This window comes from Aeromonas salmonicida, from assembly GCF_028355655.1.
Lineage (GTDB): Bacteria > Pseudomonadota > Gammaproteobacteria > Enterobacterales > Aeromonadaceae > Aeromonas > Aeromonas salmonicida.
Map to the genome: position 1 here is coordinate 759083 of NZ_CP110645.1, position 23575 is coordinate 782657.

20 protein-coding genes and 14 tRNA genes are annotated in these 23575 nt (G+C 57.7%); 29 read left to right on the forward strand and 5 right to left on the reverse strand.

Going from position 1 to position 23575, the window contains the following annotated elements:
* Positions 1-64: 64 nt before the first annotated feature.
* Both ONZ54_RS03715 and ONZ54_RS03720 read right to left on the reverse strand, forming a co-directional pair.
* A complete protein-coding gene (locus tag ONZ54_RS03715; RefSeq protein ID WP_096119686.1) occupies positions 65-997 on the reverse strand; it encodes a bifunctional helix-turn-helix transcriptional regulator/GNAT family N-acetyltransferase in 933 nt (310 codons plus the stop codon).
* Between the two features lie 205 nt (positions 998-1202).
* Positions 1203-2240 carry an alkene reductase gene (locus ONZ54_RS03720; RefSeq protein WP_271787494.1) on the reverse strand — a complete coding sequence of 346 codons (1038 nt, stop codon included), beginning with the start codon at positions 2238-2240 and terminating at the stop codon, positions 1203-1205.
* A gap of 187 nt (positions 2241-2427) precedes the next feature.
* On the opposite strand from ONZ54_RS03720, the gene ONZ54_RS03725 reads away from it, so the two are divergent.
* Positions 2428-2994 carry a TetR/AcrR family transcriptional regulator gene (locus ONZ54_RS03725; protein WP_111587976.1) on the forward strand — a complete coding sequence of 189 codons (567 nt, stop codon included), beginning with the start codon at positions 2428-2430 and terminating at the stop codon, positions 2992-2994.
* A 102-nt stretch (positions 2995-3096) separates the two neighbouring features.
* On the opposite strand, the gene ONZ54_RS03730 is transcribed toward ONZ54_RS03725, so the two are convergent.
* Positions 3097-4821: a proline--tRNA ligase gene (locus ONZ54_RS03730; RefSeq protein WP_111587975.1), complete on the reverse strand. Its 1725-nt coding sequence runs from the start codon at positions 4819-4821 to the stop codon at positions 3097-3099.
* Positions 4822-4957: 136 nt separating this feature from the next.
* Positions 4958-6967 carry a methyl-accepting chemotaxis protein gene (locus tag ONZ54_RS03735; protein ID WP_271787495.1) on the reverse strand — a complete coding sequence of 670 codons (2010 nt, stop codon included), beginning with the start codon at positions 6965-6967 and terminating at the stop codon, positions 4958-4960.
* A gap of 239 nt (positions 6968-7206) precedes the next feature.
* On the opposite strand from ONZ54_RS03735, the gene ruvA reads away from it, so the two are divergent.
* The 27 genes from ruvA to ONZ54_RS03870 all read left to right on the forward strand — a co-directional run bounded on the left by ruvA (position 7207) and on the right by ONZ54_RS03870 (position 20151).
* Positions 7207-7821: a Holliday junction branch migration protein RuvA gene (gene ruvA / locus ONZ54_RS03740; RefSeq protein ID WP_005313314.1), complete on the forward strand. Its 615-nt coding sequence runs from the start codon at positions 7207-7209 to the stop codon at positions 7819-7821.
* Positions 7822-7829: 8 nt separating this feature from the next.
* On the forward strand, positions 7830-8840 hold the full coding sequence (gene ruvB / locus ONZ54_RS03745) for a Holliday junction branch migration DNA helicase RuvB (protein ID WP_005313309.1): 1011 nt from the start codon (positions 7830-7832) through the stop codon (positions 8838-8840).
* A 934-nt stretch (positions 8841-9774) separates the two neighbouring features.
* The gene (locus ONZ54_RS03750) at positions 9775-11331 is read left to right on the forward strand and encodes a cytochrome ubiquinol oxidase subunit I (RefSeq protein WP_005313307.1); all 1557 of its coding nucleotides are present in this window, start codon (positions 9775-9777) and stop codon (positions 11329-11331) included.
* Positions 11332-11343: 12 nt separating this feature from the next.
* Positions 11344-12480, forward strand: a complete 1137-nt coding sequence (gene cydB, locus ONZ54_RS03755; RefSeq protein WP_005313305.1) for a cytochrome d ubiquinol oxidase subunit II — start codon at positions 11344-11346, stop codon at positions 12478-12480.
* Between the two features lie 14 nt (positions 12481-12494).
* On the forward strand, positions 12495-12611 hold the full coding sequence (gene cydX / locus ONZ54_RS03760; RefSeq protein WP_005313303.1) for a cytochrome bd-I oxidase subunit CydX: 117 nt from the start codon (positions 12495-12497) through the stop codon (positions 12609-12611).
* Positions 12598-12909 (forward strand): cyd operon YbgE family protein, encoded by a 312-nt coding sequence (locus ONZ54_RS03765; protein WP_005313299.1) that lies wholly within the window; start codon positions 12598-12600, stop codon positions 12907-12909. The genes cydX and ONZ54_RS03765 overlap by 14 nt, the downstream gene beginning before the upstream one ends.
* 105 nt (positions 12910-13014) lie before the next feature.
* Positions 13015-13422, forward strand: a complete 408-nt coding sequence (gene ybgC, locus ONZ54_RS03770) for a tol-pal system-associated acyl-CoA thioesterase (RefSeq protein ID WP_271787496.1) — start codon at positions 13015-13017, stop codon at positions 13420-13422.
* Positions 13412-14101, forward strand: coding sequence for a protein TolQ (gene tolQ, locus ONZ54_RS03775; RefSeq protein ID WP_005313294.1), 690 nt, complete (start codon positions 13412-13414; stop codon positions 14099-14101). The genes ybgC and tolQ overlap by 11 nt, the downstream gene beginning before the upstream one ends.
* Positions 14101-14547 carry a protein TolR gene (gene tolR / locus ONZ54_RS03780; protein WP_005313291.1) on the forward strand — a complete coding sequence of 149 codons (447 nt, stop codon included), beginning with the start codon at positions 14101-14103 and terminating at the stop codon, positions 14545-14547. The genes tolQ and tolR overlap by 1 nt, the downstream gene beginning before the upstream one ends.
* A gap of 5 nt (positions 14548-14552) precedes the next feature.
* Positions 14553-15716: a cell envelope integrity protein TolA gene (gene tolA / locus ONZ54_RS03785; RefSeq protein ID WP_087756455.1), complete on the forward strand. Its 1164-nt coding sequence runs from the start codon at positions 14553-14555 to the stop codon at positions 15714-15716.
* A 94-nt stretch (positions 15717-15810) separates the two neighbouring features.
* Positions 15811-17136, forward strand: coding sequence for a Tol-Pal system beta propeller repeat protein TolB (gene tolB, locus ONZ54_RS03790; protein ID WP_011898362.1), 1326 nt, complete (start codon positions 15811-15813; stop codon positions 17134-17136).
* Between the two features lie 49 nt (positions 17137-17185).
* Positions 17186-17710 (forward strand): peptidoglycan-associated lipoprotein Pal, encoded by a 525-nt coding sequence (gene pal / locus ONZ54_RS03795; protein WP_005313284.1) that lies wholly within the window; start codon positions 17186-17188, stop codon positions 17708-17710.
* An 86-nt stretch (positions 17711-17796) separates the two neighbouring features.
* A complete protein-coding gene (gene ybgF, locus ONZ54_RS03800) occupies positions 17797-18597 on the forward strand; it encodes a tol-pal system protein YbgF (protein ID WP_017412184.1) in 801 nt (266 codons plus the stop codon).
* A gap of 174 nt (positions 18598-18771) precedes the next feature.
* Positions 18772-18847, forward strand: a tRNA-Lys gene (locus ONZ54_RS03805).
* A gap of 30 nt (positions 18848-18877) precedes the next feature.
* A tRNA-Val gene (locus ONZ54_RS03810) sits at positions 18878-18953 on the forward strand.
* A gap of 58 nt (positions 18954-19011) precedes the next feature.
* Positions 19012-19087, forward strand: a tRNA-Lys gene (locus tag ONZ54_RS03815).
* Between the two features lie 21 nt (positions 19088-19108).
* Positions 19109-19184: transfer RNA gene (locus ONZ54_RS03820), tRNA-Val, on the forward strand.
* Between the two features lie 23 nt (positions 19185-19207).
* Positions 19208-19283 (forward strand) — tRNA-Lys (locus tag ONZ54_RS03825).
* Positions 19284-19301: 18 nt separating this feature from the next.
* Positions 19302-19377 (forward strand) — tRNA-Val (locus ONZ54_RS03830).
* A gap of 24 nt (positions 19378-19401) precedes the next feature.
* Positions 19402-19477, forward strand: a tRNA-Lys gene (locus ONZ54_RS03835).
* 18 nt (positions 19478-19495) lie between these two features.
* Positions 19496-19571 (forward strand) — tRNA-Val (locus tag ONZ54_RS03840).
* 24 nt (positions 19572-19595) lie between these two features.
* Positions 19596-19671, forward strand: a tRNA-Lys gene (locus tag ONZ54_RS03845).
* A gap of 18 nt (positions 19672-19689) precedes the next feature.
* A tRNA-Val gene (locus ONZ54_RS03850) sits at positions 19690-19765 on the forward strand.
* A gap of 23 nt (positions 19766-19788) precedes the next feature.
* A tRNA-Lys gene (locus ONZ54_RS03855) sits at positions 19789-19864 on the forward strand.
* A gap of 18 nt (positions 19865-19882) precedes the next feature.
* Positions 19883-19958, forward strand: a tRNA-Val gene (locus ONZ54_RS03860).
* A gap of 23 nt (positions 19959-19981) precedes the next feature.
* Positions 19982-20057, forward strand: a tRNA-Lys gene (locus ONZ54_RS03865).
* An 18-nt stretch (positions 20058-20075) separates the two neighbouring features.
* Positions 20076-20151 (forward strand) — tRNA-Val (locus ONZ54_RS03870).
* Positions 20152-20199: 48 nt separating this feature from the next.
* On the opposite strand, the gene ONZ54_RS03875 is transcribed toward ONZ54_RS03870, so the two are convergent.
* Positions 20200-22305, reverse strand: coding sequence for a methyl-accepting chemotaxis protein (locus tag ONZ54_RS03875; protein WP_271787497.1), 2106 nt, complete (start codon positions 22303-22305; stop codon positions 20200-20202).
* A 141-nt stretch (positions 22306-22446) separates the two neighbouring features.
* Here ONZ54_RS03875 and nadA point away from each other — a divergent pair, with 141 nt between their 5' ends.
* A complete protein-coding gene (gene nadA, locus ONZ54_RS03880; RefSeq protein ID WP_058395912.1) occupies positions 22447-23520 on the forward strand; it encodes a quinolinate synthase NadA in 1074 nt (357 codons plus the stop codon).
* The last annotated feature ends 55 nt before the right edge of the window (positions 23521-23575 follow it).

Genomic DNA, 23575 nt, shown 5'->3' on the forward strand with positions numbered 1-23575 from the left:
CGCTTCGGCGGGGTCTTTTTTGTTGGCGACTTGGGTGCCCGGTCTGAACCGGATTTATCGATTGCTAGGATGCTGAGGGGCTTCGGGTGAGCGACAGCATCATGCAGATCTCGCAGGCATCGTGGCCGGTACAGCCAAGCGGCCCTGGCAGATGCTCGAAGCCAAGGGATTCGTAGAGCGTGGTCGCCTCGCGCAGTACCTCTGTGGTTTCCAGATAGCAGCGCTGGTAACCGAGGGTGCGTGCCTCGTCCAGTGCCTGCAGCACCAGCCGTCGACCCAACCCCAGCCCGCGCAGGGAGGGCATGAAGTACATCTTCTGCAGCTCGCAGACCTGATCCTCTTCCCCCGCCAGCGGCGCTATGCCGCCACCGCCGAGGATGGTGCCATCCGGCCCTTCGATCACCCAGTAGCGGCTCTTCTCGCCCAGATAGGTCTCGTGCAGTCGATCGAGGTCAGGGTCGGCCACCCCGTAGCCCTTGTCGGCGGTGAGACCGTACTCGGCAGAGACGGCGCGCACCACGGCGGCGATATGGGGATTGTCGGCGGCTGTGATGGGACGGATGCGGTAGCCCTGCTGACGGCGGGCGCGGGAGAGGGCGCTGCGATAGAGGCGCAGACCGGCCCACAGTTGCTCGCGCTCGCTCAGGGTGAGCTGGGCCAGGGTCTCTTCCATGGCGCTGTCCATCTCCTGATGCAGTACCAGCAGTTGGGCCTGCCCTGCGATGGTGAGGCGCGCCTCCTTGCTGCGGCCATCGGACGGATGGGGATGCCAGCTGATGAGCTCGCGCTCGGCGAGTCGCGCCAGCGGGCGGCTGGCATTGGATTTGTCGATACGCAGCCGCTCTGCCAGCTGCTGGTTGGTGGCAGGGCCGCTCTCCAGTTCGATTAGCAGATGCGCTTCGAGCGGGGTCAGTGCCAGCTCGCCACACTGCTGGGAGAGCATGCCGAGTTCGCGAACCAGATCGCGCGACAGGGCGCGCAGGGGACGGGGATCCATATCAGGGCTTCCTATTTGGTTGTCTTCAACAACCAATATAGCCAACTAGTTGTCACTGGCAACCTTTTTATGAGGGTTGAGTGGTGGATCATGAGGCGGACAAGGAGAGGCCGGATATAAAAAAGGGCCCGAAAGGGGCCCAAACATTGGAAACCCGCGCCGGGGGGCGCGGATCCCATCCTTGGTTGGTCATGAACTGGCGTGTTTACACCAGCTCTGTCAGCATGGCGTCGGCATAAGGGGTCAGTGCCTCGCCCTTCTGCACTTTGGCGAGATAGTCCGGGTTGGCGATCAGCGGGCGGCCGATGGCGACGAGGTCGAACCGGTTGGCCTTGATGGCATCCAGGGCGGTGTCGGCGCTGTAGTTGCCAACCCCGACCAGATGGCCGTCATAGTGGGCGCGCAGGTAGTCGGAAGCGCGGCCATCCAGATAGTCGAAGGTGAGGCTGTCATCGAAGATGCCCAGATGCACATAGGCCAGGGCGCGCTGGTTCAGCTCGGCCAGCAGATAATCGAACACGGCGCGATCCCGCTTGTCACCTTCCAGATGCACATAGGCACCGGGGGAGAGACGCACTCCCACTCGATCTGCCCCGATGCGGGCGTTGACCGCATCCACCACTTCCAGTGCGAAGCGGCTCATGTTTTCCGGGCTGCCGCCGTACTGATCGGTACGCAGGTTGCTCGAATGGTGCAGGAACTGGTCGATGAGGTAGCCGTTGGCACCGTGGATCTCCACCCCGTCAAAACCTGCTTCAATGGCGTTGGCAGCGGCCAGGGCGTAATCCTCTGCCAGCTGGCCTATCTCGGCCACTGTCAGGGGACGGGGCACCTGATACTCCAGCTCGCGCATGCGTGGCACAGTCCCCTCATGGGCGACGGCAGACGGTGCCAGTACTTCGCCATGATGGAAGAAAGGATGGGAGAGGCGACCCACGTGCCACAGTTGGGCGAAGATTTTGCCGCCATTGGCGTGTACGGCGCTGGTGACCTTTTTCCAGCCTTCGATCTGCTCCGGGCTGTAGAGTCCGGGGGTATTGGGATAGCCCTGGCCATCCGGGCGAATGATGGTGGCTTCGGAGATGATGAGGCCGATATCGGCACGACGGGCGTAATAGGCGGCCATCTGTTCGGTGGGCACCAGGCCCGGACCGGCCATGCAACGGGTGAGCGGTGCCATCATGAAGCGATTCGCGAGGGTGAGGGTGTCGTTGAGGCGATAGGGCTGAAACAGGGTATTCATGATCGTCTGTCCTGAGGGATTGATTCTTGAACGTGCATTCAAGACGTTTTTTGTTTTGTGTGCAAGTCTTTTTTGAACGAGCATTCAACATGGGTTGGTCTTGCCTGCCAGCTGGGGTAAACTTGCCGCCCTTTTTGTTCCCCCTCATCGGCTCTGCGCCGATGATCGCTTTTTCAACGGAGAAACCATGCGCAGCGCCGAGTTCAACCGGGACGACGTCTTGCGAAATGCCATGGAGGCATTTCGGGCCAAGGGTTACGCCAAGACCACCATGCAGGAGCTGGTGGCGGCGACCGGGTTGCATCCGGGCAGCCTCTACGCGGCGTTTGGCAACAAACGCGGCCTGCTGCTGGCGGCGGTCGATCACTATGTGCAGGAAAAAAGCGCGCTGCGCCGTGGTTTCTTTGCCGGCCAGAGCCCGCTGGCGGGGGTACAGGCCTACCTCAGCCAGATAGTGAACGATGCCCTGTGCGGCACCTGTCTGGTGACGCGTACCCTGATGGAGCTGGCGGAGCAGGACGAAGAGCTGCACCTGCGGCTCAAGGCTATCTATGCCGAGCTGGACGCCGATCTGGCGCAGATCCTGACTCTCGCCCAGCAGCGCGGGGAGCTGATGGCCGACCGCGACATCCCGACTCTGACCGCCTTCCTGCTGATCAATATCCAGGGGCTGGTCACCTTCGCCCAGTGCCGCCCCGACCGCGCCCTGCTCGATGGCGTCGTCACCCAGCTGATGACGGCCCTGCGCGCCTGAGTCGTAGGGGGATCTGATGGCCCTTCGGCCTGTCAGGCTCAGCAGAAAACAAAAAGCGCGCCGATTGGCGCGCTTTTTTATACCAGCAGTGGCAGCGTGGGATTAACGACCCAGCTTGGCCTTGAGCATGGCAATGATCTCTGTGATCGCCACTTCCTGCTTCTCGCCTGAGCGGCGGCACTTGTATTCCACCACGCCGTTGTCCAGACCGCGATCGCCGATGACGATGGCGTGTGGCACACCCAGCAGCTCCATGTCGGCGAACATCACGCCTGGGCGCTCCTTGCGGTCATCGAACAGCACGTCCACACCGGCGGCTTTCAGCTCGGCGTAGAACTGTTGTGCCTGCTCGGCCACGCGCTCGGATTTGTGCATGTTCATCGGCACGATGGCCACTTCGAACGGGGCTATGGCGTCCGGCCAGATGATGCCGTACTGGTCGTTGTTCTGCTCGATGGCAGCCGCCACCAGACGAGAGACCCCGATACCGTAGCAACCCATCTCCATGGTGACGGACTTGCCGCCCTCGTTCAGCACGCTCGCCTTCATGGCTTCGGAGTACTTGGTACCCAGCTGGAAGATATGGCCCACTTCGATACCGCGCTTGAGCAGCAGCTTGCCCTGGCCGCACGGGCTCGGGTCGCCTTCCACCACGTTGCGCAGGTCGGCAACGTCAAAGGTGGCGATATCGCGATCCCAGTTGGCACCGGTCAGGTGGAAGCCGGTTTCGTTGGCGCCGCAGACAAAGTCCGCCAGATGGGCGGCGCTGCGATCGGCAATGATGCGACCAGCAAAGCCGACCGGACCGATGGAGCCCGCATCGCAACCGGCGGCAGCCTTGATCTGCTCGTCGTTGGCGAAGGTCAGCGGGTTGGCAACACCCGGGAGCTTCTCGGCCTTGATCTCGTTCAGCTCGTGATCGCCACGCAGCACCAGGGCGATGACGGCCTGCTTGCCGTGCTCGTCTGCTTCGGCCAGTACCAGCAGGGTCTTGGCGATGGCGGTCGGTGCCACGCTCAGGAAAGCAGCGACGTCGTCGATGGTGTGGACATTCGGAGTGGCCACCTTGCTCAGTGCTGCGGTGGCGGCAGGACGCGCGCCAACGGGTGCCAGCGCTTCAGCCATCTCTATGTTGGCGGCGTAATCTGAGGTATCGGAGAAGGCAATTAAATCTTCACCGCTCTCGGCCAGTACCTGGAATTCGTGAGAGCCGGTGCCGCCGATGGAGCCGGTATCGGCCTGTACAGGACGGAAGTTCAGCCCCATGCGGGTAAAAGCGGCGCAGTAGGCGGCGTGCATCCGCTCGTAGGTCTCGATCAGCGAGGCCTTGTCGATGTGGAAGGAGTAGGCGTCCTTCATCAGGAACTCGCGACCGCGCATCACCCCGAAACGGGGACGCACTTCATCGCGGAACTTGGTCTGGATCTGGTAGAGGTTGAGCGGCAGCTGCTTGTAGCTGTTCACTTCGTAACGGACCAGGGAGGTGATCACCTCTTCGTGGGTCGGACCCAGCACGAAGGGGCGGTTGTGGCGGTCGGTCAGGCGGCACAGCTCGGGGCCGTAGTCGTCCCAGCGGCCGGACTCCTGCCACAGCTCGGCGGGTTGTACCACCGGCATGGAGACTTCGATGGCGCCAGCATTGTTCATCTCTTCGCGAACAATGTTCTCGATCTTTTTCAGTACCCGCAGGCCGGACGGCAGCCAGGCATACATGCCGGAGGCCAGTTTGCGGATCATGCCGGCGCGCAGCATCAGCTGATGACTGACGACTTCGGCGTCGGACGGGGTTTCCTTGAGAGTGGAAAGCAGGTATTGGCTGGTACGCATCGCTCGTGACCTTAGATAAGACGGGCCGCGGGGCCCTGGATAAATTCAAGAGCGGAATTTTAACAGGGAGGGCCCTGTGGCCCAAGGGCTAAATTTAGCGCAGCGGGAGAAAGCGGGGGCGGGGCCCCCGCCCGTGTCAGACCCGAAATTGCGACAGCAGTCGCTGTTGCAGCAGGCTGGCCTGATGGAGGGAGGAGGCAAGCTGCAGGCACTCCTGCGCCTCCTGCTCCCCTGTCTGGGCCTGCAGGCTGATGCCGGAGACCTTGTCCGAGGTGTGGCTCAGGGTGTGGGAGAGCTGACCTGTGGCATCCGCCACCTGCTGCACCATGTCGGCCAGATGGTCGATGGCTTCCTCCACCTTGAACAGGATCTGCTTGGTGTTGTCGGAGTCTTCCATCCCCGATTCCACGGTTTTCAGGTTGCGTTGCATCATCAGATAAGCCTTCTCGGTCTGCTGCTGAATGCTGTTGATCACCTCGGTTATCTCGGCGCTGGAAGCGGCGGTGCGGTTGGCCAGGGTACGTACCTCGTCCGCCACCACGGCAAAGCCCCGGCCCATTTCGCCGGCCCGGGCTGCCTCGATGGCGGCGTTGAGGGCCAGCAGGTTGGTCTGCTCCGAGATACTGCTGATGGTGGAGATGATCTGGCCAATCTGGCTGGCCTGCTCCTTGAGGGCATTGATGGCATTGGCACATTCACCTACTTCCACCACCACTCGCTGCATGCCTGCGCTGGCAGAGGCCACATACTGACTGCTCTGTGTGGTCAGCTGACGGACCTGATTGGCGTTTTGCGCGGCCAGACTGCAGTTATCCGAGATGGAGGTGGCGACCTGTACCATCTGCTCGCTGTCGTGGTGCAACGCCTGGGCGTGTTCGGCGGTCTGACGGCTGCTCTGGCTGATGGCCTCGACCCGGTTGACCGAGGTGTGCACGTGGTCGCTGATGTGCTGATTGTTGTCCATGGTGGAGCTGATCATCTTTTGCAGCTTTTCGATGAAGCAATCCACGCTGCCCGCTAGCGAACCTAGCTCGTCGTCCCGCTTGAGGTTGATGCGCGCGTTGAGATCCCCGTCGCCCGCGGCTATGTCCTGCATGCGCTTGTCAACTTGCAGCAGGGGGTTGACTATGGTGCGCACCAGCCAGAAGCCACACAGAGTGACAATCAGCAGGCTCAGCACCAGACCGCCCAGGATCAGGTTTTTGGTATAGCCGATGATGGTATTGAGCTGGTTCACCTGATCCTCGACGGTCGCATCGCCCTGGGCCTCGACCTCGACCAGCGCCTGTTTGAGTTGTTCGGCACTGCTCTCGTAAAGAGCCAGCTGGCGCTGGTAATCAGTCAGGGCCGCGATCCACTCACTTGTCAGCCGCGTGCTGTCGGCCAGCAGGGCGCGATACTGAGTGGAGAGCGACTGGCCGGCAAACTCCCCTTCACCGGGCACATCGAACAGGCCGGTCGCCAGCATGCCGTCCACCGCTTCCTGATAGAAGCGGTTTGCCTCCGCCAGTTCGGCCTGGATGGCGGGGGTGGGGCCTTCACTCTGCATCTTCTCCAGAGCATAGAGCTGACGCAGGAAACCTATGTTGGCCTCCATGCCGCCGTCAGCCGCCTGCCAGCGGGTGGAGAGGCCGCCGTTCCAGCTGATGGCCTGATCAGGTGACTGGGTGAGGCTCTCGACTGCGCCATCACCGATCACCTCCAGCTGGGTTGAAAGGCGTGACATGCGCTCCGAACTGGCGCGCAGTGCCTGATCGATACCGGTAAAGGTGCGGTAGAGCGTCAGCAGTTTTTCCTGCTGTTGCTGATACGTCTGCTCATGCTGGTTCATGGTACTGATAGCCGTCGTATCGATGAGCTTGCCTTCCTCAACCCGTTGCAGGGCCTCGGTGGCTGCCTGTTTGGCTCGCTGCAGCTCGGGCTCGTCGAGGGGCATGCCTCTGAGCATTTTCTGGATATACAGAGACTGGTTGCCCAGCTCGATGGATCCCTCCATGGCGCCATCGGCGGTTTGCCAGGCGGCGCCCAATACATAGGAGAGCAAGTCGGCCAGCCGCTGGCTGCCATACCAGCCGATCGCGCCCATGCCCAGTGTGCAACCGAGCAGGATAGTCAGCCCAAGATTCGATGTAGTGACAATTTTCATGATGCAGGACCTTCCCTGGTTCCGAACAAACCCAATTCAGTGTTCTATCAATGGCCAAGATTCGCCATTCCCGGTGGAAAATAAAGTTACTGCCCAGATCCGATCCAAGCATGGCTCCGAAAGCGCCAGAATGCCGAGAATCCTCTGTCATCCGTCACCGCCCTATGCTGGATACTTATCCAGTTATTCTTTATGCTATGACCCAATTTACAGATAGATGGTTTGGCGAGGAGAGAGCCGTGATTGGTCGCTTGAGAGGCGTAGTCATTGAGAAACAACCCCCCGAGGTGCTGCTGGAAGTCGGGGGCCTGGGTTATGAAGTACAGATGCCCATGAGCTGCTTCTATGATCTGCCCGAGATCGGCAAGGAAGTGACCATCCACACTCATTTCGTGGTGCGTGAAGATGCCCAGCTGCTGTACGGCTTCAATCACAAGCAGGAGCGGGCGCTGTTTCGCGAGCTGATCAAAACCAATGGCGTCGGCCCCAAGCTGGCGCTGGCCATTCTCTCCGGCATGACCGCTACCCAGTTTGTGCTGAGTGTCGAGCGTGAGGAGATAAGCTCCCTGATCAAGTTGCCAGGCGTGGGCAAGAAGACCGCCGAGCGGCTGGTGGTGGAGATGAAGGACAGGCTCAAAGGCTGGGTCAGCCACGATCTCTTCTCGCCGGCCGAGATCAGCCTGCCAGCCAGGGAGAGCGTCCTGCGTGCCCCGGATTCGAGCGAAGAGGCGGCCAGTGCACTGGTGGCGCTTGGCTACAAGCCGCAGCAGGCCAGCCAGATCGTCAGCAAGATAGCCAAAGAGGGAATGTCGGTGGAAGATATCATCCGTGAATCCCTGCGTAGTCTGGTGTGAGGTAGGCAATGATTGAAGCGGACCGTCTCATTTCCGCCACTGGCGTGCGTGAGGATGAGATCATCGATAGGGCCATACGGCCAAAGATGCTGGCCGATTACACAGGTCAGGATCCCGTCTGCGAGCAGATGGAGATCTTCATCGAGGCGGCCCGCCAGCGTGGTGAGGCACTCGATCACCTGTTGATCTTCGGCCCGCCGGGTCTGGGCAAGACAACGCTTGCGAACATAGTCGCCAACGAGATGGGGGTCAACATCAAGACCACCTCGGGCCCTGTGCTGGAGAAAGCCGGTGATCTGGCGGCCCTGCTCACCAACCTCGAACCGAACGACGTCTTGTTCATCGATGAGATCCACCGTCTCAGCCCTGTGGTGGAGGAGGTGCTCTATCCGGCGATGGAGGATTACCAGCTCGACATCATGATAGGGGAGGGCCCTGCCGCTCGCTCCATCAAGCTCGACTTGCCACCCTTTACCCTGATCGGGGCCACCACCCGGGCCGGTTCCCTGACCAGCCCGCTGCGGGATCGTTTCGGCATAGTCCAGCGGCTGGAGTTTTACAACGTCAAGGATCTGACCGATATCGTCTCTCGCAGTGCCCGCTGTCTGGGGCTGGAGATGACAGGTGACGGGGCCCTGGAGTTGGCCCGTCGCTCGCGCGGTACTCCGCGTATTGCTAACCGCTTGTTGCGCCGGGTGCGCGACTTTGCTCAGGTCAAGTCTGATGGCCGGATCGATGGACCCATAGCGGCCCGTGCCATGGACATGCTGGACGTGGACAATGAAGGTTTCGACTTCATGGACCGCAAGCTATTGTTGGCTGTCATAGACAAGTTTATGGGGGGCCCTGTGGGTCTCGATAACCTGGCGGCTGCCATAGGTGAAGAAAAAGATACTATCGAGGATGTACTGGAACCTTATTTGATCCAGCAGGGCTACCTGCAACGTACACCCAGAGGGCGGATGGCGACACCAAGAGCTTATGCACATTTTGGCCTGCAACGGCCAGATGAAAGGTGAAAACAGCTGTTTGAACAAAAAACCGCCATCAAGGGCGGTTTTTTGTTATCCGGACATAAAAAAGCCCACGGCACAGGCGGTGGGCAAAGACAATTCAGGATGGATGTTCACAGACAGTGAGTGCGTCTGGACACAGACCGGAAAAAACAGAGGAGCCGTCGCGAGGCCTCAGAGTCGGTTCATTTGATAGAGCTGAACGAACGAAAGCTTGTAGTAACGGATGGTTTTAGCAACAAACTTTTTCATCTTAAATTCCAATAGACAGGTTCGAAATGTTCATCGAATACGTGCCGGGAACCCGGATTGACCGGCCTGTATCCAAGGGGATGCCCTCACTGCGAGGCGCATTGTAGGGGCTCTGTCTGACTCGGACAAACAAGAAAAATTGAGCATGTCAGATTAGATTAACTAATCATTTATCTGGTCTGTTCAATTAGCATTAAAATGCGTTTTTACTGGTTTTAAATTGAGTTGGTTGGCAGCGTTGGCAGGCGGGGGAAACATAATGAAATTCACGTTGGAAGTCATTTTTTAACAGAACTGCCACTTATTGATCGAGATAATAAAATTGATTTAAATCAATGATTTGTGATTTTCAGTTTTTTGTGACACAGCTCTCCAAATTAAATGGAATTGAGCGTGAAAATGCTTTTAAAAGGCATGTATTCATGGTGGTTTTACATTGATTTCAATCAAATAAAGGTGATATAAAACACCGGTCATTATGGGCAGGAATAAAGCAAGCCAGATTGTTTTGCAATTGTTAAACATTAGCTTTTTTTGTTCCTCGATATTGCCTTGTTGTTAATGCTGGTAGCAGTCGAAACCGGTCGTCAGTGCAAACTGGAACATGACCGATCATTCGGGGACTTCCAACGGAAGCTTTGTCCTTAAAACTTAAAATAGCCGTGCCAATAATCGGTGAGGAAACATCATGATTGCTGAGCATGTGGTAGACCTATCGCGGTTCCAATTTGCTGCGACGGCCCTTTATCACTTCCTGTTTGTGCCCCTGACGCTCGGAATGGCCTTCATTCTGGCGATCATGGAATCTGTCTATGTGATGACCAACAACACTGTCTACCGGGACATGACCAAGTTCTGGGGCAAGTTGTTTGGTATTAACTTCGCCCTCGGGGTTACCACAGGGCTGACCATGGAGTTTCAGTTCGGTACCAACTGGGCCTACTACTCCCACTATGTCGGTGATATCTTCGGGGCCCCGCTGGCCATCGAAGGGCTGATGGCGTTCTTCCTGGAATCCACCTTTGTCGGCATGTTCTTCTTTGGTTGGGACCGCCTGACCAAGCGTCAGCATCTGGCTGCAACTTGGTTGATGGCGCTGGGAACCAACCTTTCCGCCCTCTGGATCCTGGTTGCCAACGGCTGGATGCAGAATCCGGTCGGTGCCGAGTTCAACTTCGAGTCCATGCGGATGGAGATGGTGAGCTTCGCCGAGCTGGTCTTCAACCCGGTCGCTCAGGTCAAGTTTGTCCATACGGTCGCGGCTGGCTACACCACGGGCGCCATGTTCGTGCTGGGCATCTCTTCTTACTACCTGCTGAAGAATCGTGATGTGGCCTTCGCCCGTCGCTCCTTCGCCATCGCAGCGGCCTTCGGTATGGCCTCCATCCTCTCTGTGCTGATCCTGGGTGACGAGTCCGGCTACGAGACAGGTGAAGTGCAGAAGGTGAAGTTGGCGGCCATCGAAGCCGAGTGGGACACAGAACCTGCACCGGCTGCATTTACCCTGTTCGGCATTCCGAATCAGGAAGAGATGCGTACCGATTACGCCATCAAGATCCCCTATGCGCTCGGCATCATTGCTACTCGCTCTCTGGACGGCCAGGTGACCGGCCTCAAGGATCTGAAGAGCGAGCACGAGCTGCGTGTGCGTAACGGCATGAACGCTTACGATCTGCTGACCAAGCTGCAATCCGGCGACAAGTCCGAAGATACCCTGGCACGCTTCGATGAAGTGAAACAGGATCTCGGCTACGGTCTGCTGCTCAAGCGTTACACCAGCAATGTGACAGACGCGACCGACGAACAGATCAAGGCCGCCGTGGATGACTCCATCCCGCAGGTTCTGCCGCTGTTCTTCGCTTTCCGCATCATGGTTGCCTGCGGCATGCTGATGCTGGTACTGATCGGTCTGGCCTTCTATGACAGTGCTCGTCACCGTATCGGTGAGAGAAAGTGGCTGCTCAAAGCCCTGCTGTGGGGTATCCCGCTGCCCTGGATCGCCATCGAGGCGGGCTGGTTTGTCGCCGAGTATGGCCGTCAACCCTGGACCATAGCCGAAGTGCTGCCGACCTCGCTCTCTGCATCCAACGTGCCTGCGTCCGAGATCTGGTTCTCCCTGATCGGGATCTTCCTGTTCTATACCGTACTGCTGATCATCGAGATGTACCTGATGTTCAAGTATGCGCGTCTGGGCCCAAGCAGCCTGAAGACGGGCAAGTACCACTTCGAACAGAGCAAGGTATAAGGAGAGTAACCCATGTTTGATTACGAAATGTTGCGTCTGGTCTGGTGGGTACTGGTTGGCGTCTTGCTGATCGGCTTCGCCATCACCGACGGTTTCGATATGGGGGTGGGCGCACTGCTCCCCTTCGTCGGCAAGAAGGATGTGGAGCGTCGGGTGATGCTTAACACCATGGGCCCGCACTGGGAAGGCAACCAGGTATGGCTGGTCACGGCGGGCGGTGCCCTGTTTGCGGCCTGGCCCATGGTCTATGCGGCGGCCTTCTCGGGCTTCTACATCGCCATGATCCTGACCCTGATGGCGCTCTTCTTCCGTCCGGTCGGTTTCAAGTATCGTTCCCTGCGTGAAGATGCCAAGTGGCGCAGCAACTGGGACTGGGCGCTGTTTATTGGCAGCGCAGTACCCCCCATAGTGTTCGGGGTGGCCTTTGGCAACTTGCTGCAGGGCGTGCCGTTCGAATTCAACCAGTTCATGATGCTGACCTATCACGGCAACTTCTTCGGCCTGCTCAATCCGTTCGGCATTCTGGCCGGTCTGGTGAGCCTGTTCATGCTGGTCACTCAGGGGGCGACCTGGCTGATGATGAAGACCGATGGTGAGGTGCTGGCGCGTTCCCGCACTGCAGCCATGATCTGCTCCCTGCTGACCCTGGTGCTGTTTGGCCTGGCTGGTTGGTGGGTGAGTGGCATGGACGGCTACGTGGTCGTCAAGGCGGCTGCGACCGATGCGGTATCCAATCCCATGAACAAGGAAGTGGTGCGCCAGGCCGGTGCCTGGATGAACAACTACGCCCTCTATCCCTGGATGATAGCCGCGCCGTTACTGGGCCTCTCCATGAGCCTGCTCACTGCGCTGTTTGCCAAGCTGAATAAAGGCTGGGTGGCGTTTACCTGTTCTTCATTGGCGGTTGCCGGCGTGATCCTGACCGCAGGCTTCTCCATGTTCCCGTTCGTGATGCCCTCGAGCCTCGAGCCGTCACTGAGCCTGACCATGTGGGATGCCACCGCATCGTTCAACACCCTGAAGGTGATGACGGTGGCGGCAGCTATCTTGGTACCGATTGTGCTGGCTTATACCATCTGGACCTACGTCAAGATGTTTGGTCGGGTGACCAGCAAGCACATCGAAGACAACCAACAATCGCTCTACTAAGAAGGTGCCCTGATATGTGGTATTTCACCTGGATCCTGGGTCTGTTGCTGGCGTGTTCATTTGGCATCATCAATGCGCTCTGGCTGGAACACAGCGAGAACATGGATCGTCAGATCGATGAAGACAAGTGATCGGCTCGCCCGGTTGGCCGCTCCTCTGGAGCGCCAACCCTGGCAGGGGTTGATGTTGGTAGCGGCGGCCCTGTTGGCCGTCGCTATTTTACAGGCCCCCAACCTGGTGGCTGCCAACACCAGTGAGCATGGGCTGTTGCTCGCTCCCTGGCTGATGTGGGCGGTCTGTTGCGGCGTCATGCACGGGCTGGGATTCCATCCCCGCAGCCTCATTGGCCGAGTGTTGTTTTGCCCCTGGCTCGCCTTGCCCAGTTTGTTGTATGGGCTCTGGTTGACCCAAGGCTATTTCCTTTCATAAAAAACGGGGGGAGGCAGGATTTCCCTGTCTCACCCTGCTTCTTTCCTATTCAGCCCTGCGCTATGATAGCCCCCCATCTGACTGTCGAATGGATCACAGATTTTTATGGGGGAAGTCTCTGAGTTTCCGGTACGTGTCTACTACGAAGACACTGACGCCGGGGGCATCGTCTACAACGCCAATTATCTCAAGTTTATGGAACGTGCTCGCACCGAGTTTCTGCGCAGCGGCGGCATCGAACAGGATGTCTTGCTGCAAGCCGGATTCGCGTTTGTGGTGAGTCGAACAGAGATCGATTTCCGCTCGGCGGCCCGTTTTAATGAATTGTTGACCGTAATAACGCAAGTGACTGAAGTGAAACGTGCATCCATGCGCTTCTCACAGCAGATCCTGGCGGCTGATGGACGACTGATCACCCAGGCCATGGTACAGATAGCCTGTGTCAGTCATTCGCATATGAAACCTGTTGCAATACCAGAAAATGTGAAGGGAGTGCTGTTAAGTGCACGCTGAAATTTCGTTTATTGGCCTGTTTTGGCAAGCCAGCCTGTTGGTAAAACTGGTCATGATGACCCTGATGGGGATGTCGGTTGTCTCCTGGGCGCTGATCTTTCAACGCTCCAAGGTCATCAAGGCGGCCAATCTGGCATCCGAGCAGTTTGAAGACCGCTTCTGGTCCGGGGTCGATCTCAACCGCCTCTATCAGGAGTCTTCCTCCCGCCGCGATGATATCGAAGGCATGGAAGACATCTTCTATTCCGGCTTCAAGGAGTATGCTCGCCTGCTCAAGGCGGGCGCCCGTGGCCAGGATGCGGTGATGGACGGTACCTATCGTGCCATGCGGGTATCGCTTTCCCGCGCGGTGGACGAGCTGGAATCCAACCTGCCCGTGCTGGCAACCGTCGGCTCCATCAGCCCCTATATCGGCCTGTTTGGTACCGTATGGGGCATCATGAACGCCTTTATCGCCCTGGGCCAGGTACAGCAGGCTACTTTGCAGATGGTGGCTCCAGGTATCGCGGAAGCGCTGATCGCGACCGCCATGGGCCTGTTTGCCGCTATTCCTGCGGTTATTTTCTATAACCGGTTTACCAACAAGGTAGAGAAGCTGGAGAACGCCTACGCCAACTTCATGGACGAGTTCACCACCATACTGAACCGTCAAATTGCACAGCAGCAGGGTGATCAGTAATGCAAACCTATCAGCGGATCCGGCGCAAGAAGGTGTGCGAGATCAACGTGGTTCCCTATATCGACGTCATGCTGGTGCTGCTTATCATCTTCATGGCGGTGACGCCGGTGATCACGCAAGGGGTCAAGGTTGACCTGCCGCAGGCAGAATCCGAGCAGTTGCCGGAAGATGCCAAGCCCCCCTTCATTGTCAGCGTCAATACCGAAGGCGAGTACGTCATCAAGGCCGGTGAGGCCGATGATGAGCCGGTGCCTGCCGGGACGCCCGAGGCGATGCAGCAATACATCACCGAAAAAGCCATGGGCTATCTGGCCATCAACCAGAACGCCCCCGTCGTGGTGGCGGGTGACAAGTCCGTGCGCTACGAAGAGGTGATACTGCTGATGGTGGCTCTCAAGAATGCGGGCGTGCCTCAGGTTGGCCTGATGACAGATCCGGTGAATTGACGGAGATGGATGTGAAGCGTGGTATTTCCGGTTATCTCATCGCGTCGCTGCTGCTGCACCTGATCGTCGGCATTATTTTGCTGGTCGGGGTCGACTTCAGCAAACCGAAGCGGCCAGAGTCGAAGGGGCAGATCGTCAATGCCGTCATGCTCGACGAGAACTTCCTCAACGAGCAGGCCAAGCAGATCCAGCAGCAGAAGTCTCAGCCCAAGCCCCAGAAGGTAGAGAAAGAGCAGGATAAGGAAGACACGGACCTCGCCAAGCGTGAGCTGGCCCAGCAGCAGGAGCGGCTGCGTATCGCCGAAACCAAGCGCAAGGAAGCCGAAGAGGCGACCCGCAAGGCCGAGGCAGAGAAGCAGAAAAAAGTCGCCGAGCAGAAGCAGGCGGAAGAGAAGGCCCAAAAAGCCGAGGAAGCCCGCAAGCTGGAAGAGCAGAAAACCAAGACGGCGGAATCTGAGCGCAAGGCTGCAGAAGCCGAGAGCAAGGCGCTGGCGCTGAAGAAGAAAAAGGAACAAGAGAAGAAAGAGGCCGAGGAGAAGCAAGCCAAGGCTGAGGCGGCCAAGAAAGCGGACGCTGACAAGAAGGCCAAGCAGGAGGCCGAGAAGAAAGCCAAGGCCCAAGCGGACAAGAAAGCCAAGGCAGAGGCCGAGAAAAAGGCCAAGGCGGAAGCGGACAAGAAAGCCAAGGAGGCCAAGGAAGAAGCTGCCAAGAAGGCAAAAGCTGACGCAGAGAAGAAAGCCAAGGCCGAAGCTGACAAGCAGGCCAAGATAGCGGCCGAGCGCAAGCGTAAAGCAGCCGAGCAAGCCAAGTTGCAAAAAGAGATGGAAGACATGATGCAGCAGCAGCTGGCGGCTGAGGCCAATGCCCGCAGTCAGGCTGCATCAGCGGCAGCGCAAGGTGAAGTCGACAAATATGCGGCTCTCATCAAGGCCACTGTTGAGCGTTATATGATTTTGGATCCCACCATGCGGGGCAAAACATGTACTATCGGTGTGCGGCTTGCCAGCACTGGCTTTGTCATATCGGTAGATAACGGCCAGGGTGACCCGGCAGTATGTCGTTCCGGCAAAGCGGCCGTATTGAAGGCCAATCAACTGCCGGTACCGAAGGATCCTGCGGCCTTCGAGATGTTGAAGGAATTCAACCTCAAGTTGGAACCGAGCATCTAGGCATGAGAAAACGGGGTCGTTTACTGTGGTTGGCAGCGTCTTGCTGAGAATGGAATGTAACCTCTCATTTTTATTGGAACCGAGTATTTAAGCCATGATAAGAAAAGTGTTTTTTGCTTTGGTTGGCTGCTTGTTGCTGAGCCAGAGTGCTCAGGCGGCCTTGGACATCGTCATCACTGGCGGTATCGACAGTGCGCGACCGATTGCCATTGCACCCTTCAAGTGGGAAGGCAATGGCCAGTTGCCGCAGGATATCGCGGAAGTGGTCTCCAACGACCTGATGCGAAGTGGCAAGTTCAAACCGCTGGCCCGTGGCCAGATGCCGCAAACCCCTAGCTCCAGTGGCGAGATCAACTTCGCACCCTGGGCGTCCCAGGGGGTTGAGGCAGTCGTGGTCGGTTCCATTGCTGCCGTCGGCGACGGTACTTACAAGATCAACTTCGAGCTGGTCGACGTACTGAAGGGCCAGCTGGCCAAGACTCAGGGCGGGGAGAGCAACGGTTACATCCTGGACAGCCGGATGGCGACCATACCGGGTGCCCAGATGCGCCAATTTGCTCACCGTATCTCCGACATCGTCTATGAGCGTCTGACGGGCGAACGTGGTGCCTTCCTGACCCGGATTGCCTATGTCTCGATCGAGCAGGGGGCCCAGTTCCCGTATCAGCTGCGTATCTCCGATTACGACGGCTACAACGAGAAGACGCTGCTGCGCTCCCGCGAGCCGCTGATGTCACCGGCCTGGTCGCCGGACGGCAGCAAGCTGGCTTACGTGAGTTTCGAGAACCAGAAGTCTGAAATCTATGTGCAGGACATCTACAACCAGCAGCGCAGCCTGATCTCCAGTTTCCGCGGTATCAACGGGGCGCCAAAGTGGTCTCCGGATGGTCGTCGATTGGCTATTGTACTGTCCAAAGATGGTCAGCCTGATATCTATGTCATTGATGTTGCAAGCAAGCAGCTGACAAGGGTGACAAATACCCGGGTGATCGATACTGAACCGGCCTGGATGCCTGACGGGCAAACTTTGATTTTCACCTCTGAACGTGGTGGCAAACCCCAGATTTATAGCGTAAATTTGGCGACTGGCGTCACTCGCCGGATGACCTGGGAAGGAGAATCCAACCAGGGTGCCTCTGTCACGCCGGACGGCAAGTCCATGGTGATGGTGACCCGGGTTCAGGGACAATATCGCATCGCTCGTCAAGATATGGAAAGCGGAGCAATGTTGGTATTGACCCAGAGTGCTCTGGATGAGTCGCCAAGTGTGGCTCCCAATGGCAGCATGATCATTTATGCCACCATCTATCAAGGTCGCAAGAGCCTGGCGTTGGTATCGACCGATGGTCGTTTCAAGGCGGTTCTTCCGACCAGTAGCGGTGAAATTCGTGCACCAGCTTGGTCGCCCTTCTTGAATTGATAAAAATTCGATTGTTTTTTGTTTTGTTATAAAGGTTTAAGGAAATAGCATGCAACTCAATAAACTGCTCAAGGGTTTGGCCATCGCACTGCCACTGTTCACCCTGGCCGCTTGTAGCTCCTCTTCTGATTCTGACGCCGCTGGCGCCGAGTCAGGTATGACCGACGGCATGGGCGGTGTACAAACCGGTGGCGCCAACGGTATGTTGTCCCCGGAAGAGCAGATGCGTCAGAAGTTTGAAGCACTGCAACGTGACAACGTGATCTACTTCCCGTTTGATGGTTATGACATTCAGGGTCAGTACGCCGACCTGCTGGATGCACACGCCAGCTACCTGCGTGAGCGTCCGTCCGTCAAGGTGTTGATCGAAGGCCACGCCGATGAGCGCGGTACTCCGGAATACAACATCGCGTTGGGCGAGCGTCGTGCCAAGGCTGTTGCCAAGTATCTGCAAACCCTGGGTGTGCAGGCTGAGCAGCTCTCCATCGTCAGCTATGGCGAAGAGAAGCCGCTGGATCTGTCTCACACCGAGGATGCCTTTGCCAAAAACCGCCGTGCGGTTCTGGTTTACTAAGGTTTGATCCGAATTTAATTCGTATATAAGCAAGCGGCCATTTCGATGGCCGTTTTATTTGCACTAAACGCTAAGGTTTATTCCGAATGAAGCTCGTGTATAAGCAAGCGACTATTGTGATGGCCGTCTTATTTGCACTGAGTGCTCAGGCGGCTGCGCCTGTAAGCGACCTCAGTGGCAATGGCGGTGGTGGCGTGGCCCTCAGCGGCAACAATGGCGCCATCATGCCCACAGGCAGCCTGGAAGACAGGGTTGCTTTGCTGGAGCGCACCCTCAATGCCCGTCTGCGCCTGCAGGCCGAATTGCAGCAACAGGTGGATTCCCTGCAAGGGGAGGTCTCTGAACTGCGTGGCCAGCTGGAGCAGCAAACCTACCAGATGGAACAGTCGCAAGAGCGTCAGCGTCAGCTCTATCAAGAGCTGGACAAGGTGGCCAACAGCAAGCCTGCTGCTGCCCCCGCCACGCCTGCGGCCGGTGCGAGTGCAGCCCCTGCGGCAAACTACTCTGCCAATCTGGATGAGAACCAGGCCTACGATGCGGCCGTGAACATGGTGCTCAAGGACAAGAACTACGACAAGGCCATTCCCGCCTTCGAAGGGTTCATCAAGCAGTACCCGAGTTCGAGCTATGTGCCGAATGCCCACTACTGGCTCGGTCAACTGCTGTTCAACAAGGGGGACAGGACCGGTGCCGCGGCGCAGTTCTCCACGGTAGCGAACAAGTTCAGCAAGTCTCCCAAGCGGGCCGATGCCCTGCTGAAACTGGGTATGCTGGCACAACTCGATGGCAAGAAAGCGGAAGCCAAAACCTTCTATGAGCAGGTGATCAAGGGCTACCCCAATACCTCGCCGGCCCAATTGGCCAAGCAGAGTCTGAGCAAGTTGTAACATTGCCGTAGGTCACTGTTTTCGTAACAATCTTGTAAATACGGCCCTGCTTTGTATGCGCAGTGAACAAACAGATTTAATTTAAGAATTTTCTATTGCGCCAGGATGATAAATCCGTAATATAGGCCGCCGTCAGAGCCGGAGCAGTATTGCAGCCGGTCCTGGTCGTGGTGAGGGTCGTTAGCTCAGTCGGTAGAGCAGTTGACTTTTAATCAATTGGTCGCTGGTTCGAATCCAGCACGACCCACCATTTCTCCATCAGGTGGAGACAGAATTCCCAGGTCGTTTAGCTCAGCTGGGAGAGCACCTCCCTTACAAGGAGGGGGTCACTGGTTCGATCCCAGTAACGACCACCAGATTTGTGAGTAGAGTTGAAACTGTTTGCCGAAGGCGAACAGTGCCAGGCAAAGGTGGGGGTCGTTAGCTCAGTTGGTAGAGCAGTTGACTCTTAATCAATTGGTCGCTGGTTCGAACCCAGCACGACCCACCAGTTTGGCAACAAGCATTCCCAGGTCGTTTAGCTCAGCTGGGAGAGCACCTCCCTTACAAGGAGGGGGTCACTGGTTCGATCCCAGTAACGACCACCAGTTTGTAAAAAAATGATTTAGATGGGTCGTTAGCTCAGTCGGTAGAGCAGTTGACTTTTAATCAATTGGTCGCTGGTTCGAATCCAGCACGACCCACCATCATTTTCAGAATTCCCAGGTCGTTTAGCTCAGCTGGGAGAGCACCTCCCTTACAAGGAGGGGGTCACTGGTTCGATCCCAGTAACGACCACCAGTTTGTAAAAAAAATGATTTAGATGGGTCGTTAGCTCAGTCGGTAGAGCAGTTGACTTTTAATCAATTGGTCGCTGGTTCGAATCCAGCACGACCCACCATCATTTCCAGAATTCCCAGGTCGTTTAGCTCAGCTGGGAGAGCACCTCCCTTACAAGGAGGGGGTCACTGGTTCGATCCCAGTAACGACCACCAGTTTGTAAAAAAAATGATTTAGATGGGTCGTTAGCTCAGTCGGTAGAGCAGTTGACTTTTAATCAATTGGTCGCTGGTTCGAATCCAGCACGACCCACCATCATTTCCAGAATTCCCAGGTCGTTTAGCTCAGCTGGGAGAGCACCTCCCTTACAAGGAGGGGGTCACTGGTTCGATCCCAGTAACGACCACCAGTTTGTAAAAAAATGATTTAGATGGGTCGTTAGCTCAGTCGGTAGAGCAGTTGACTTTTAATCAATTGGTCGCTGGTTCGAATCCAGCACGACCCACCATCATTTCCAGAATTCCCAGGTCGTTTAGCTCAGCTGGGAGAGCACCTCCCTTACAAGGAGGGGGTCACTGGTTCGATCCCAGTAACGACCACCAGTTTGTAAAAAAATGATTTAGATGGGTCGTTAGCTCAGTCGGTAGAGCAGTTGACTTTTAATCAATTGGTCGCTGGTTCGAATCCAGCACGACCCACCATCATTTCCAGAATTCCCAGGTCGTTTAGCTCAGCTGGGAGAGCACCTCCCTTACAAGGAGGGGGTCACTGGTTCGATCCCAGTAACGACCACCAGATCAAAAAGCCCGCAACGATGCGGGCTTTTTTTATGGTCGTTTGTCATCAGGTTCTCAAGCGGTCCAGCTGGGTTGCCAGTGCAGTTGAGGCCTGCTCCAGCTCTTCGCTCAAGCGATGGCTGGCACTGGCCTCCTGTCCCAGGGTGGTGGCGGCATCACCAATCCGCATCAGGTTCTGGTTGATGTCATCGCTGACCGCACTCTGCTGCTCGGCAGCCGTGGCCACCTGGCTGATGTGATCGTGGATCTGCTGGATCTGGGCGACCACCCGGTTGAGGGCCTCGAACGCCTGTTCCGTGCCCTCGACCGTACTGGCCGAGCGGGTGATGCCTGTGCTCATCAGTTGCTGGCTGCTGCTCACCTCGGTTTGCAGGCTGCCGATGAGCTGGCCTATCTCGTCGGTGGACTCCCGGGTCTTGTTGGCAAGGGCCCGTACTTCGTCTGCCACCACCGCAAAACCTCGTCCCATGTCTCCCGCCCGCGCTGCCTCTATGGCTGCGTTCAGTGCCAGCAGGTTGGTCTGCTCGGCAATGGCCCGGATCACATCCAGAATACGGCTGATATTGGTGCTGCGCTGTGCCACCAGCGCCACCGCCTTGTCAGCCTGATGCATGTCTTCAACCAGGGTATGGATCTCGTTGCGGGCATTGCTCAGGGTCTGCTGGGCGGTATTGATGTGATGGGTGGCTGCTTCTGACTCCTGGGCGGCCTGTTCCGCGTAACCCGCCACGCTGACCGCAGTGGTGCTCATTTGGTGCATGGCGCTGACCACGCTCTCCAGTTCTATGCTCTGCTCATCCAGACTGGTGCGCATGGTGTCGGCCGTCTGCTTCATGCCCTGTGCCTGCTGGTGTACCTGCTGGCCTATCAGTTTGCTGCCCTGCACCATGCCGCGCAGCTTGCCGAGAAAGGCATTGAGATGTCCTGCCAGCTCGATCAGCTCCTGGTGGGTGTCGATCTGCATCTGCTGGGTCAAATCTCCCTCGTTGCTGGAGAGGTGGGAGACATGGCGACTGATGAGCGACAAGGGGGCCGTGATGGTCTGGATGAACCAGATGAGCAGGCCCAGTGCCAGCAGGGTGATGAGGGTCACTGTGATCAGCTGCTGGCGCTGCGCCGCCTGCATCAGATCCCCCAGCTGAGTGCTGATGGTGTTGGCCTGACTCAGTGCCAGCGCCTTGGGTACCTTGATCAGCAGCCACCACTGGGTATCGGCCGCCTCGATCCGCACAGGTTGTTGCAGGATGAAGTCGGTATCGGTATCCAGGGTTTGTCCTGTGGGGGCGCTCAGCCCGACCTCCGTCAGCGGACGGCCCAGCTTGTCGGCATGGCGGTTGCTGCCGACGATGAGACCCATCTTGCTGACCAGGGTCACGTCGGCCTGATTGTCATACAGGCTTTTACCCAGGCTTTCTGCCAATTGCTGGAAAATGGGCAAGTTCATGTCGACACCGGTTATGCCAACGAACTTGCCCTCCTTGAGGATGGGCACCGTCAGGCTGGTCATCAGCATCTGGTTGCCCGGGCTTATCTCGTAGAGGTAGGGTTCCATCAGGCAGGGGCGACGAGTATCCCGGCCGCACAGGTACCATTCGCTGTTGCGAATACCGAATTCGTTGACCGAGGTGTCATACTTGGCCTCGCTGGCGGCAGCGTCCACTTGCTGTTGCGAGACCTGGCCACCCTGGTCCCGGACGAAGTAGATCTCCAGACTGCCCTTGTCGGGCACTGAGTGGGATGCGCCGGACTGCCAGCTGGCATCCTGGCCATCATAGCCATCGGCTTCAAACTGGGCATAAATGGAGCTGATCCCGCTCGCCTGCTGCAAGCGGCTGCCCAGCAGGGTTTCAACCTGGGGACGGGAGAGGGCGCGATCAGGCTGAGCCATGCTGCCCTCGAGCTGGGCGGCGATCCCCAGCGGCACCTGATAGGACTGTTGCAACAAGGCCCCTATTTGTACTGCGTAACGCTCGGCCTGGAACTGCAGAGTGCGAGAGACCTCCTGTTCCAGCGCACTGCGGGTCTGGGCCATGATGTCGCTGCGCAGGGATTGCAAGGAGGACGATTGCATCAGTGTCATGGCCAGTCCACTGGACAGAAAGAGGCCCATGGTGAGCAACAGCAGCTTGGTTTTGAGAGAGCGTTGTTTCATTCGACAACTCCTTTTGGCAAGAATGACAACGAATTACTTGAGTATATTCGGACACTTGCGTATCACCGGATTTGTTGATGGGTTTGTGGCCGGCTTCTGGTTATAATTTTTGCCTTTCCGAGCCTTGATGGAACAGTCGCAATGAGCAATGCACTGAGCAATATCCCTCCGGTGGTCGAGATGGACTACCCGTTCCCGGTCAAACCGGCCCCGCTGACCGCCGAGCAGAAAACGACCCTGATCGCAGACATCAAGGCACTGCTGAAAGAGCGTCAGGCCGTGCTGGTTGCCCACTACTACACGGATCCCGAGATCCAGGCGCTGGCCGAGGCCAGTGGCGGTTTCGTCGGTGACTCTCTCGAGATGGCCCGCTTTGGTCGGGATCATGCCGCGCAGACCCTGATCGTCGCCGGGGTGCGCTTCATGGGGGAGACCTCCAAGATCCTGAGCCCTCACAAGCGGGTACTGATGCCGACCCTGGAAGCCGAGTGTTCCCTCGATCTGGGCTGTCCCATCGATAAATTCTCGGCCTTCTGCGATGCCCACCCCGACCACATAGTGGTGGTCTATGCCAATACCTCGGCTGCGGTGAAGGCACGGGCGGACTGGGTGGTGACCTCCAGCATTGCGCTTGAGATAGTCGAACACCTCGACAGCCAGGGCCACAAGATCATCTGGGGCCCGGACAGGCACCTCGGTGCCTATATCGAGAAGAAGACGGGGGCCCAGATGCTGCGCTGGCAGGGCCACTGCATCGTCCATGACGAATTCAAGGCCAAGGCCCTGCGCGAGCTCAAGGAGCAGAACCCGGATGCGGCCGTGCTGGTGCACCCGGAATCTCCGGCTTCCGTCATCGAGCTGGCCGATGCGGTGGGCTCCACCAGTCAGCTGATCAAGGCGGCCAAAGAGCTGCCTCAGCAGAAGCTGATAGTGGCGACCGATCGCGGCATCTTCTACAAGATGCAGCAGGCTTGTCCGGACAAGGAGATGGTCGAGGCGCCGACCGGTGGCGATGGTGCCACCTGCCGTAGCTGCGCCCACTGTCCCTGGATGGCGATGAACGGCCTGGTGGCGATCAAGGAGGCGTTGACCGATGGCGCCGAGCGTCACGAGATCCTGGTGGATGAAGCCCTGCGGGTGAAGGCACTGATCCCGCTGGATCGCATGCTGGACTTCGCTGCGGAACTCAAGCTAAAGACTCAGGGTAACGCCTGAGTGCGCGAAGAGTTGAATAGAAAGGCTGAATAGAAGAGGGCACCCGTTGGGGTGC